8 protein-coding genes are annotated in these 13110 nt (G+C 54.0%); 5 read left to right on the top strand and 3 right to left on the bottom strand.

The window, feature by feature from the left end:
- Positions 1 to 12: 12 nt before the first annotated feature.
- Positions 13 to 1485 carry a uroporphyrinogen-III C-methyltransferase gene (locus R3F64_RS04905; RefSeq protein WP_264824944.1) on the top strand — a complete coding sequence of 491 codons (1473 nt, stop codon included), beginning with the start codon at positions 13 to 15 and terminating at the stop codon, positions 1483 to 1485.
- Positions 1482 to 2741: a heme biosynthesis HemY N-terminal domain-containing protein gene (locus tag R3F64_RS04900; RefSeq protein WP_085918068.1), complete on the top strand. Its 1260-nt coding sequence runs from the start codon at positions 1482 to 1484 to the stop codon at positions 2739 to 2741. Before R3F64_RS04905 ends, R3F64_RS04900 begins: the two co-directional genes overlap by 4 nt.
- 387 nt (positions 2742 to 3128) lie before the next feature.
- Here R3F64_RS04900 and R3F64_RS04895 read toward each other — a convergent pair whose 3' ends face one another.
- The 3 genes from R3F64_RS04895 to R3F64_RS04885 form a co-directional block, all read right to left on the bottom strand.
- Positions 3129 to 4793 (bottom strand): electron transfer flavoprotein-ubiquinone oxidoreductase, encoded by a 1665-nt coding sequence (locus R3F64_RS04895; protein WP_085918067.1) that lies wholly within the window; start codon positions 4791 to 4793, stop codon positions 3129 to 3131.
- Between the two features lie 25 nt (positions 4794 to 4818).
- Entirely contained in the window at positions 4819 to 5997 is a 1179-nt protein-coding gene (locus tag R3F64_RS04890) for an acyl-CoA dehydrogenase (protein WP_332610132.1), read from the bottom strand.
- 622 nt (positions 5998 to 6619) lie between these two features.
- Positions 6620 to 7885 carry a DcaP family trimeric outer membrane transporter gene (locus tag R3F64_RS04885; RefSeq protein WP_085918065.1) on the bottom strand — a complete coding sequence of 422 codons (1266 nt, stop codon included), beginning with the start codon at positions 7883 to 7885 and terminating at the stop codon, positions 6620 to 6622.
- 769 nt (positions 7886 to 8654) lie between these two features.
- Between R3F64_RS04885 and R3F64_RS04880 the strand changes: the two genes are divergently transcribed.
- From R3F64_RS04880 to R3F64_RS04870, 3 genes are read left to right on the top strand one after another with little or no spacing between them, the layout of a single operon-like run.
- A complete protein-coding gene (locus tag R3F64_RS04880) occupies positions 8655 to 9815 on the top strand; it encodes a TAXI family TRAP transporter solute-binding subunit (protein WP_085918063.1) in 1161 nt (386 codons plus the stop codon).
- 50 nt (positions 9816 to 9865) lie between these two features.
- Positions 9866 to 11872, top strand: a complete 2007-nt coding sequence (locus R3F64_RS04875) for a TRAP transporter permease (protein WP_085918062.1) — start codon at positions 9866 to 9868, stop codon at positions 11870 to 11872.
- Positions 11873 to 11900: 28 nt separating this feature from the next.
- Positions 11901 to 13049, top strand: coding sequence for a TAXI family TRAP transporter solute-binding subunit (locus tag R3F64_RS04870; RefSeq protein ID WP_332610129.1), 1149 nt, complete (start codon positions 11901 to 11903; stop codon positions 13047 to 13049).
- Positions 13050 to 13110 lie beyond the last annotated feature (61 nt).

Raw genomic sequence — 13110 nt, 5'->3', positions numbered from 1 at the left:
GGCTAGCGACAGATGAGCAAACAAACAAGCGATCAGGACGACACCCAGAAAAACGCGGCGAATACCGCTGGTGAGGACAAGGCGGCGCCGTCGTCATCCTCCACAACCGGCTCCCCTCCTAATGGCGCCCCTGGTAGTCATGGCGACGATTCCAGCCCCTCGACAAACACCTCAGCGTCGTCGCAGACGCCTGCTTCCTCATCCAGTGGTCAGCGCTCACGGCGACGCCAGAAAAGCGCCAAAAACGCCGCTCAGGATACAACCCAGCCAAAGAACCAAGGCGCCAATCAATCAAGCGACGGGCAACAAGCCTCTGCGTCCAGCGATCCCAAGAAGAGTGGCTCTTCACAGGATACCTCTTCCAGCAGCGCAAAAAGTCCTGCTTCGTCGTCAACGCCTTCATCCGGCAACAAGCAAAGCCCGCCGTCCCAATCCACGCCGCCCACTGGCGGCGGCAAAGGCAAAGGCGGGTTTGCCATTGTGTTGGTACTGCTACTGGCGATAGCGGTGGGCGTGGTCGCCTGGCAGGGCTGGCTACGCTTGGAAGCCCAGCAGCAGCGACTTAATGAACTCAGTGAAAGCAGTGCGACGCAACAGGCCGTTGACGACCTTGCCGCGCAGCTTGAAAACGCTCAAGCCCAGCGCGAGCAACAGTTTGACAGCACCATCAGCGAGCTGCGCGATGAGTTTGCCAACTATCGCAGCAACGTCGACGACACCCTGGACGACGTACTGGCGCAACTATCTCAAGAGCAGGAAACCGATGAGCGCGACTGGCTGCATGCCGAAGCCGCTTATTTATTGCGCCTCGCCAACCAGCGTCTGCAGTTGGAAGGTGATGTTGAAGGTGCCACTGCGCTGCTGCGCACCGCCGATGCGCGCCTGGAAGATGCCGACAACCCTGCCTTGACATCCGTCCGGCGGGAAATCGCCAACGAACTGGCCGCCCTTGATGCTGTCCCGCGCCTGGACCGCACTGGGGTCTATCTGGCGCTGAATGCGCAACAGGAACGCGTCGCCGGGTTGCGCCTTTCCCAGGCAGTGGAAGAGCGTGCGGTGACCTCGAGCATCGAGCAGCCGCCCACAGGCACCTTCGAGCGCCAACTGGCCCGCTTCGGCGAAGAACTGAAAGACCTGGTGATGATTCGCCACCATGACGAAGCCCTGGAAGCGCTGGTCACGCCGGAGCAGGAATCATACCTGCGCCAAAGTCTGCGGCTGATACTTGAGCAATCCCAGTTAGCCTTGCTCAAAGAAGAGCAGTCGCTTTACGAAGCGAGTATCGACAAGGCGTTGGAACTGATCAACGGTTACTATGACACCTCTCGGGAAGAAACCCAGCGCGTGATCGAGCGCCTTGAAGAACTCAAGGAGGTGACCGTCGAGCCCGAATTGCCGGATATCAGCGGATCGCAACAGGCCATGGCGGAATTTATCGACAACCGCCACGAGTCGCGCCAGCAACAAGAGGGAGGTGAGTCATGAGAAAGCTCATCCTGCTGATTGTTGCCGGGCTCGCCGTTGGGGCGCTGTTTGGCCACCTGATGATGTCAGTGCCCGGCTACTGGCTGATACGCGTCGGTGACACCTCGGTGCAAACCTCCTTCTGGTTTGGCCTTGTACTGCTGTTGGCCGCCTTTCTGGTGCTGCATTTTATACTGCGCCTGCTAAGCGGCATGATTCGGCCGGTAGGCCGATTTCGCACCTGGAATAGCCGCGCCCGCAACCGCCGTGCCATGAAGCGCACTGTGCGGGGGCTGGTGGCCATGACCGAAGGGCGCTGGAAACGCGCAGAAAAAACGCTGGTGAAAGCGGCCGATGATTCCAGCACGCCGCTGGTGAACTACCTATCGGCAGCCCTGGCGGCACACTATCAAGGCAACTACACCCAATCCCAGGAGCACATCAATCAAGCCCAACTGACGACGGAAGGTGCTGATACCGCCATTGGCTTGATGCAGGCGCAATTACTGATCGACCGCCAGCAGCCTGAAGAAGCGTTGGCAATTCTTAACCGCTTGGACAAGCAGCTGTCTAATCACCCGCAAGTACTCAAGCTTCTCAAGCAGGTCTTCCTGAGCGTCAACGACTGGGAAGGATTACGCCGGCTGATCCCCCGGTTAGCCGCGCAAAAGCTGATTTCACAGCAGGAGCGCGAAGAACTCGAGTTCAAGGCATACCGTGAGCTGATTATCTTCGAGGCCAAAAATCCGAGCGATATCGAGCGTGTTCGCAGCCTGTGGGCAGACATGCCCGACTACCTGCGCGGCAAGACCGAGCTCATCGTGCTGTACGCCGAGGCCCTGCTACAGGCCAACGAAGACACCATTGCCGAACGGTTGCTGAATCACTCTCTCGATCACCACTGGGATGCGCGGCTTGTGAAGCGTTACGGATTGCTCAATGTCGATCCGTCACGCCAGCTCGTCAAAGCGGAAAAATGGCTTCAGGAACGGCCTAACGACCCCGAGCTGCTGCTTGCCTGCGGGCGATTGTCACTACGCACCGGTAAATGGACCAAAGCACAAGAGTACTTTGAGGCCAGCCAACGCCAACGCCCCAGCGGTGTGGTCTGCGCCGAGCTTGCTCGCCTCTACGCCAGTCTCGGCGAGCATAACAAAAGCCAGCTTTACTACCGCCACAGCGTGGAAATGCTGGCCAAGTCGCTGCCTTCGCTGCCCCAGCCAAGCGATGCCAATGACAGCCAGCCAGACATAAAAAAGACCAAGCGGCGAGCTTAGTAACGAAAGATTGCACTGATTAAGCATGATAGATGAACTGCCTCTCCTCAACGTCGTGGATAGATTGAGGTTGAGGCAATCATGTATTACATAAGCCAGGTTATGATTCAGTCTAACGCAGCACTATCGCCAATGGTCCAGCACCAAGAGACCTACGTATCCCCGCAGCCCACATTGGTTTGGACGTATATAGAGCGAAAATATTTTCCTCAATCGTATAGTATCGAGCATGACGATGTCGTATTCCAAGGTGACCCCTCACTATCGGAGCGGTCAGCTCATTTGTGACAACCCAGATCAAAGTTAAGCCGCTTAATCCAATTCTGATTCTAATAAGTCAGATGTTGCACTTATCAGTTGAGCTCAGGATTTAAACGTCAACAAGCCCTAAAAATTTGGATAATTAGGACCTCCCCCTCCTTCCGGCGCAACCCAGGTGATGTTTTGCGCGGGGTCTTTAATATCGCAAGTTTTGCAGTGAACGCAGTTTTGGAAGTTGATTTGGAACTTGGGCTTTCCCTTATCATCCTCAATCACTTCATAAACACCTGCAGGACAGAAGCGCTGTGCGGGTTCAGCATACTTAGGGAGATTTTCGCGAATCGGCAACCCTGAATCAGCCAAGCGAAGATGGCAGGGCTGGTTCTCTTCGTGGTTGGTATTGGAGAGAAATACCGACGAGGACTTATCGAATGATAGCTTGCCATCCGGCTTGGGGTAGTTAATTTTATCGCATTGATCAGCCAGTTTAAGCGTGCTGTGGTCGGGGATTTTATCGTGAAGGGTAGGCAGCTTGCCACTGAGTAGCTGATTGGCAAAGTTGTATGCCCCACCAAGGATGGGTCCATACTTGTGAATCGCAGGTCCAAAGCTTGCACTTTCTTTTAATTCGGCAAATGCCCAACTTCCTTCCCACTTCTTGGTGAAAGACGTGAGTTCTTGGCCGCCTTCGTCACCGACTTGGAGCGCCTCAAAAACGCTCTCAGCTGCTACCAAGCCGGATTTCATTGCCGTATGTAAGCCTTTGATCTTGGAAAAATTTAGCGTACCCGCATCACAACCGATTAAAAGTCCGCCCGCGAAAGTCATTTTAGGCAAGCAATTGTAGCCACCTTTGGTGATGGCACGAGCCCCATACGCCACGCGCTTGCCGCTCTCCAAATACTGGCTAATGACCGGGTGGTGTTTCATCCGCTGGAATTCATCAAACGGAGAGGTCCAAGGGTTCGGATAAGATAGATCAATGATCAACCCCACCACGACCTGATGATTCTCCGCATGATAGAGGAACCAGCCGCCATGGGTATCGCTATCCAGTGGCCAGCCCGAGCCATGCATCACTAAGCCGGGCTCATGCTTATCAGCCGGAACATCCCACAGCTCTTTTAGGCCGATACCGTAATGCTGCGGATCGCGCCCGGCATCGAGAGCGAACTCTTTGATTAGTCGCTTGCCAAGATGGCCGCGTGCCCCCTCGGCAAAAAGAGTGTATTTGGCACGCAGCTCCATGCCCGGCATATAGCCATCTTTTGACATGCCGTCAGCAGACACTCCCATGTCGCCGATCATGATGCCGCGAACAACCTCATTTTCGATAATAGGCTCCTGAGCGGCAAAACCAGGAAAAATCTCGACGCCCAGTGCCTCTGCCTGCTCAGCGAGCCAGCGGCTTAGATTGCCAGCGCTGATTACATAGCGTGTGATATCCCCGCCGGTATTATGCATGCTCTTCGGCACAAGGACATTAGGTAGCTTCTGCGCTTTTACGGCGTCTCTGAGCAAGTAGACTTCATCGCGGATTACAGGCGTTGTCAGCGGTGTGCCTCGCTCTTCCCAATCGGGGAAAAGCTCCTTTAAAGCGCGGGGTTCAAACACGGCACCCGAAAGAATATGTGCGCCCACCTCTGAGCCTTTTTCCACCACGCATACACTGAGTTCTTTCTTGGCCTCATTAGCCTGTTGCATCAGGCGACACGCGGCGGATAGACCTGACGGTCCCGCGCCGACGATCACAACATCAAACTCCATGCAATCGCGTTCTATGTTTTCCATGTTTGGATGCCTTATTTTTTTAAGTTCAGAAAAACGCCTGTATGCCAGTCTGTGAACGACCCAGAATCAGCGCATGGATATCGTGCGTGCCTTCATAGGTATTGACCGACTCCAAATTCACCATATGGCGAATCACACCATACTCGTCCGACACCCCGTTGCCGCCGTGCATATCTCGCGATAAGCGGGCAATATCCAATGCCTTGCCGCAGTTGTTGCGCTTTGTCAAAGAAATCATCTCCGGCGCCCAATTACCGCTATCAAGCAGGCGGCCCACCTGAAGCGCGCTCTGCAAGCCCAGCGTAATTTCGGTCTGCATATCAGCGAGCTTTTTCTGAATCAGCTGATTGGCCGCGAGAGGGCGTCCAAACTGCTTGCGATCTAGCGTGTATTGACGCGCGGCATGCCAGCAGAATTCAGCGCTACCCATAACACCCCAAGCAATTCCGAAGCGCGCTTTGTTCAAACAGCCAAACGGTCCCTTTAAGCCGCTAACATTTGGCAATAAGTTCTCTTCCGGTACAAAAGCGTTATCCAGTACGATCTCGCCGGTGATTGAGGCACGCAATGAGACCTTGCCCTCGATTTTCGGCGCGCTGAATCCCTCAGTGCCGCGCTCAACGATAAAGCCTTTTATCTTATTATCGTGTGCAGCGGATTTAGCCCATACCACAGCGACATCGGCAATCGGGCTGTTGGTGATCCAGATTTTCGCGCCAGTGAGGCGGTAACCGCCATTAACTTTCTCTGCACGCGTGACCATCGAGCCGGGGTCAGAGCCGTGGTCGGGTTCGGTCAAACCGAAACACCCTACCATCTCTCCAGTGGCAAGCTTGGGTAGGTACTTATGCTTCTGTTCCTCGGAGCCATAGGCTTCGATCGGGTACATTACCAACGATGACTGTACGCTCATGGCCGAGCGATAGCCGGAATCGACACGCTCCACTTCACGGGCGATGAGGCCGTAAGCAACATTATTGATGCCAGCGCCACCGTATTCTGTCGATACCGTCGCGCCCAAAAGGCCCAACTCACCCATCTCCGACATGATCTCCCGGTCGAAACGTTCTTCGCGAAATGCTGACAGAACCCGTGGTTGTAATTTTTCTTGGCAGTATTCATATGCTGCGTCACGAATCTGACGTTCTTCGCTGGTCATTTGCTGTTCCAGCAGAAGCGGGTCGTCCCAATTAAAGTGACTCATCCTCTCAGCTCCAACAATTATTGTTTAACAAAGCAAACCAATTATTCGCCAAGCAAAATCAGCAGCTGCAATTGATATGCGATTGACAGCCAGTAATATCAATTTTTGAATAATAAAACAATATTTTGCTATGCGGAATTAAAAAATAGATGAATACAGCTCGAAAAGTTTTAACACTGCTTCTTTAATTTTACCTCTGACACTACAAAGCTCTTTTCCGTCGTCCTAAAACATAAAAGACAATGTTAAAACCATTTATAATCAATAATTTATGGAACCACCTCCAATGGCTATGCCCAGAAAATTACCATTCGGAACATGTTGCAAAATAAATACGACTCATCTGTTCGTACTTTGCCAATGGATAATGATGTACCCACCAACACTAGTTCGAAGACCCAATCAGAACCCGCAAGATCACCTGCTGGAACAGCTGGTTTGTGCCGTGGGGTTGCCGAGCTACAGATGGTTTCCCCTCTGTATCGCGCTCTTAGAGTGGTGGATTTTTGCGGCTCGAATCAGGCTGGGGTGTTACTCATCAGCCAGTAGCTGCTGGCGCAGCGATGGCCAGTAATGCACTGGCATCGCATACGAAGCCAGTGCAATCACTATCTAGGAAATGTTAAAAACTATATTGTGCCGAGACGTGCACTCGGTCCAAATCGAAGGCATCACCGTCGACTTCCTCAAGATCGAAGCGCTGGTATTCGATACCGTAGGTAGTGTTCGCCATCGGCGACCACATGAGGTTAACAAAGGCCGTGTCATAGCTATCAGTCATATCACCTGCCCCCGTATCGACCAGCCCGGTACGCGAGTAGGCCAGTGAACTGCGTAATTCATCAGTCCAATAGTGTCGATAGATTGCCGAGGCCCCCCAGGAGTCAACGCCATCAATATTGCCTTCTCCGACCTGCGCATCAGGGTAAGAACGCAGGCCCATGTAACGTCCAAGGTTGCCATAATTAGCCTGTAGACGAAGATCATCCTGCCCAACGGTAGGTAAGCGGGCTGTCACACTGTAGGCGTCTTCCCACTCGCTGTCGTCATCGACCCCGTTGTCGACTTCCAATCGGCGTGCCAGAGCCGCCACCGATACATGCCCCCAATCACCGTCAAAGTTTACCCGCCCAACGATATCCGGAACCGACTGATCATCGCCACCATCTTCAGGGTTCTCAAGAGCAAACTGTAGATTACCGCCCTCGAAAGGTCGGGTATAACGCAATTGCGCCTGACGCACGAAGATGACGCTAGCATGCTGGCCAAAGGCATCGACCTCACCCAACCCATTGAGATCCATAAAGGTCGACCAGGTCTGGCCAGCCAACCAGTTGCCCCAGCTACCGTAGGCATGGCGCAGACGCGGTGCATAGGAGTTACTGACAAATTCGTTGGCCTCACCATCCGCGCCGTAAAAATCCATCTCGACGAATGTCTTAAGCGTATCACCCGCCAGCGGTGTGGCCGTCCCAACGTTCAGGCGGCTCTGGCGCGCGCTAAAGCTAGTGCGGCTACCCAAGTCCTCATCGACGTTACGCAGGGAGCCAGCCGAGACGATCTCGCTAGCCTTGCCATCACTAAATCCGTTGTTGGCTACCGTGGCCTGAGCCTTGACGTATCCGCCAATCGACAGCGTGGTCTCGCCAATCTGCAGATCACCCTTCGGTGTGCGGGTGACAACATTGTCACTTACCGTAGCGACCTCCTCCTTTGTGGAGCTTTGTTGTGACTTGAGTTCGTCAATTTGAGACTGCAGTGCCTGCATCTGAGCTTGCAAGGCCTCGACATCAGCGGGGGCCGTTTGCGCACTCGCTATTCCCATGGGAAGCATCAGGGAAGTGCCGATGATTGTTAATGTTATTTTGCGTTTGAAGGGTCTGAACATGCTATTCCTCATTATTTTTAGGCGCGTGACTGCTTTTCCCCCGTCCCTCTGGGGCAACAGATCGACAAGAGATGTCACGCTGGGATGGCATGAGCACTGCGCTCAAACCGATGGAGCGGGGGATCCGCCCCGCTGCCGCGCCATCTTGGCGCTTGCTCAGTTAACGACTAACTCTATTAAGGGCTGGTGCTGGATAGTCCTCCGAGATGCCCACTTCAATCTCACGTATAACGTTGACGCTCTTGTTGGGCGCATCGCTCTTTGAGGCGAGGGAGCCTTGGCATGCCAGTCAAAATCTTTCCGATCTAATTGTTGTCGGTGTCGTTTATCTGTTTACCGAAGATAACCAGCCGGAGCTTCTCGGCATCGCTAATGTTATATTTTTCTTGTAATTTCGCTATGCAAAATCTAATTTCATATTAAAATGCTAAAACCCCTGAACTAGAACGTCAAGTGCTTCAGCTAGTGCCTATACCAAAGGAGTAAGAGCTAAATGTCTGAATCGAAGAGTAGAGCAGAATATTGGCCAACAGCCGTCTGCGATTCCTAAATAAATTAGCTTGGTAACTGACTGACATCTACCAATTGTCTAGCGGGTTATAACTGCCCATTATCAATGAGAGCCTCTACCAATAATGACATTGACAGCTACCCAGCGGCTTCTCTACTATCAATTGACCGTTTTGCAAAACCAAGTACCGCACAGCAAAACAATAAAGAGCAGAATGTAACTCAACCATAAGCACAACCACAATAAAGGAGCATCCCAATGCATCCATTTGCGCACCGACTACTCATCGCCGCTTTACCTCTATCACTGCTCGGCGCCGCTGTTAGCCACGCCAGTGACATTGAACTGCCCGGCACCATGGCTTGGACTGCCTACGGCACCAACTCGAGTGGTTACGCCCAAGCCGTGGCCATCGGCAACATGCTGCAGAACAAATACGATTCATCAGTGCGTATTTTGCCCGGTGATAATGACGTATCACGTATGACACCGCTCAAGCAGGGTCGTGTTGACCTGTGCGCCTGCGGAATATCCAGCTACTACGGGGCAGAAGGCGTGATGATGTTTGCCGACCCAGACTGGGGGCCTCAACCGCTGAGAGTCATTACCACCTCCACCGCTTCGTTTGGCCTTTCCTTAGCAGTGGCAGGCGACTTAGACGTTGAAACACCCGCCGACCTCGAAGGTAAACGCATCGCCTATATCCGCGGCGACGATGCACTCAACAAAGGCACCGAAGCATACCTAGCATTTGGTGGCCTGACTTGGGACGACGTCGAACGAGTGGATTACCCTGGCTACGGACGCTCATTCGACGGTATTATCGCCGGTGATGTCGACGCCTCGTTCACCACTACCGTAACCCCGCCCGCCCAGCAGCTTGCCAGCAGCCCACGCGGCATTAGCTGGCCGGTACTAGACCCTGAAGATGAAGCGGGCTGGGAGCGCATGACCGAAGTGGCGCCCTATTTCCGTCCCCATGAAGTCACCGCAGGCGCGGGGGGGATTAGTGCTGACAACCCAGTGCCCAGCGCCAGCTACCCGTACCCCATTGTGGTTGCCAATCAAGACCTGGATGACAACGTTGCTTACGGCTTGATCAAGGCCATGCAGGTAAATTTTGACGACTACAAAGACAACGCGCCCGGCGCCCTTGGCTATGCCTTGGAAGAACAGGATTTTCAATGGGTCATACCCTTTCACGATGCGGTCGTGGAGTACTACAAAGAGATCGATGTGTGGACCGATGAAATGCAGGCCCACCAGGATAAGCTCGTTGAACGCCAGGATGTACTGCTAAGCGCCTGGGAAAGCTTTATGCAAGACGCACCTGATGAGGAAGAAGCATTTACTGCTGACTGGATGGAAGCCCGCGCTGCCGCACTCAGCGAAGCTGGCTTCGAACCGATCTTTGAGTAATACGCCACGGGGCGGCGCTCGCCGCCCCTGCTGATTGACCGGATGCCCCCATGACTACAGAAACCTCGCCTGCTAATCCTCAGCAGGTTAAAGAAAAGATCAGCCAAATTCGTCAGCTTCCCACCGCGCTGCAATGGATTCCAGCCACTGTCACCGTTGTCTTGATGCTGATGACGCTGGATTACCTGTTCAATATCGGCTGGCTTACCTTTGTTACTGGCCTGGAAACGCAGTTTTACTATGCCGTCGTCGCGCTGCTACTTCCATTGGTTTTTCTGCTCTGGCCTCTACGTAGCAGCCTGCAAGAACAGCCTATTCCTTGGTATGACTACCTGCTCAGCGCTTCGACACTCATTGTTGGGGGCTACTTTGTTTATAACGCTGTGCCAATACTGGAGCGCGGTTGGGCGTTTGCTGCCCCGGATGTGGCGATTTACGCCAGCTACGCTTTTTGGCTGCTGATTATTGAAGCATCACGCCGGGCGGGTGGTTTACCGATTGCAATTATTGCGGGTGTGTTCTCGCTCTACCCGCTGGTGGCAGATATTGTCCCTGGCCCTATTCAGGCGTTTCCTTCAAGCCTTGAAGAGACGGCCATGTACCACACCATGAGCACCGAAAGCATCATGGGTGTACCGCTGCAGGCATTCGCCGGCCTGGTTATTGGTTTTTTGGTGTTTGGTGTCGTGCTGCAAAAAAGCGGCGGTGGTAAATTTTTTATTAACCTAGCCTTTGCCTTGTTGGGCCATGTGCGCGGCGGCCCTGCCAAAGTATCGATTTTCTCCAGCGGCCTGATGGGCTCAATGAGCGGCAGCGTCATTAGTAACGTACTGACCACGGGCGTTTTATCGATCCCGGCGATGCGCCGTATTGGTATGAAACGATCCTTTGCAGGTGGGGTGGAAGCCTGTGCCTCAACCGGTGGCGTCCTAATGCCTCCGGTAATGGGTGCCACTGCCTTTGTCATGGCGATGTTCCTTGATATTCCCTACGCCAGTATTGCCCTGGCAGCGGTCATTCCTTCAGTGCTCTACTTTTTAGGCCTGTTTATCCAGATCGACGCCTACGCGGCACGTAACGATATTAAAGGTTTACCCGCCGATGAACTGCCCTCTCTTTGGCAAACCATAAAAGAGGGCTGGTACTTTATCTTCGTTTTCGCATTGTTGGTCTGGATGCTTTTGGTCATGCAGCGTGAAGCTGTAGCGCCCTTTTACGCCACTGCACTGTTATTGGTACTCAATCAACTTTCTAAACACAATCGCTGGGGCTGGAAAGACGTCGGCGATACTCTCTCTTCTGCCGCCAAGTTATTTGCAGAACTGATCGCGATTTTAGCCGGCGTAGGCATGCTGGTAGGTGCGCTCTCCATGACCGGGCTTTCCGGCACCATTGCCAACGACTTTATTAATATCGCCGGTGGCAGCGTACCACTACTGCTGATTATGGGCGCTGCTACAAGCTTCGTGCTGGGCATTGGTATGACCGTCACCGCTGCGTATATCTTCCTCGCCGTCGCGTTGGCACCTGCGCTGATTCAAGGCGGCGGGCTCGATCCCATGGCAGTGCATATGTTCATCCTTTACTGGGGCATGCTGAGCTTTATTACCCCGCCGGTGGCGCTGGGTGCCTTTGCCGCCGCCACTGTGGCTGGCGCCAAGCCCATGGAAACGGGCCTGCAAGCCATGCGTTTGGGTAGCGTGATTTATTTTATTCCTTTCCTCTTCGTGCTTAATCCCGCACTGATTATGCAGGGAGCGCCACTGATGATCGTGGCCGTATTTATCCAAGCCATCATCGGCATCATTTTATTTGCCTCAGCCATGCAGGGTTACCTGATGGGCGTCGGAAGACTGGGCTATGGGACGCTCCAAGAGGGCATTATTCGTGCCCTGGTATTAATTGCCGGCCTGCTATTGGCGCTTCCCGGCGGCGGCATGGTACCGCTTAGTCAATGGGAGTTAATCGGCCTCGGCGCTGCGGCACTGCTACCCGGGGTCGTTTTGGCTCGACTGAGTCAGCGCCATCATCAACGCTCGCTTTCTGCCAGCGCTTAACCTAGCAGGCAAACACACAAGGAAATTTATGCACACAATAACAAGACGCCCTCTCGCAGTTGGCAGCGTGGTAGCTGGAATGCTGCTGCTCGCCAGTCATGTCAACGCCATGCCCAGCACCCTTAACTGGACCGCTTATGGCACAGGCACCAGCGGCAACGCGCAAATCATGGCAATTAGCCAATTGCTGCAGGAAGAGCATGGCACCCAGTCGCGGGTGATCCCCGGTGAAAATGACACCATGCGCATGACGCCATTAAAAACGGGTCGCGTTGATCTTTGCGCCTGCGGCATCGCCAGCTACTACGGCTCCGAAGGCGTAATGATGTTTGCCAGACCTGATTGGGGGCCTCAGCCCATCCGCGTCATTTCAATCTCGATGGCGACCTTTGGGCTAGGCATGGCGGTGGCCGGCGACGTTGAGATCGACTCAATCGCTGACCTAGAGGGCAAGCGGCTGGCTTACCTGCGCGGTGATGACGCGCTAAACAAAGCCGCCGAGGCGTATCTGGCATTTGCCGGGTTAACCTGGGACGACGTTGAACGCGTCGACTTCCCCGGCTATAACGCCGCCTTCGATGGGATTATCAGCGACCGTGCCGATGCCGCCATCACCACAACGGTCACGCCAGCGGCACAGCGTCTTACGGCAAGCCCACGCGGGCTTCAGTGGCCTGAATTACCCGCTGAAGATGAAGCCGGTTGGGAACGCATGCTCGACGTGGCGCCCTACTTTCAGCCACACACCGTGACCTCGGGGGCAGGTATTGATGCCGATCAGCCGCTTGCCAGCGCCAGCTATCCCTACCCCATCATGGTCAGCAATGCCGATCTTGCCCCTGAAACCGTTCGTGGCTTGATCACCACGCTGGTCGAGTCCTTTGACGAATATAAGGACAACGCTCCCGGCGCCAGCGGCTATGCGTTGGAAAACCAGAATATGACCTGGGTAGTGCCTTTCCACGATGCGGTGGTCGACTATTACCGAGAAACTGGCATCTGGACAGACGAGATGGAAGAGCACCAGAACGCCCTGGTTGAACGCCAAACGCTGCTAATGGAAACGTGGCAGGACTATAAGGCTGAGGCGCCGGATGATGAAGAAGCGTTTATAGCGGGATGGATGGAGACGCGTCGTACAGCGCTTGAAGAGGCCGGGCTTAACCCCGTCTTCTAACACTTGATCGTGACGACTGTATAAGCCGCCAGCGGGCGGCTATTTATTCCGCAAAGCGAAA

The sequence above is a fragment of the Halomonas sp. 5021 genome, assembly GCF_036663435.1.
Classification (GTDB): Bacteria; Pseudomonadota; Gammaproteobacteria; order Pseudomonadales; family Halomonadaceae; genus Vreelandella; species Vreelandella janggokensis.
Note: the sequence above shows the minus strand (reverse complement) of the source record. Positions and strands in the feature narration are given on the sequence as shown.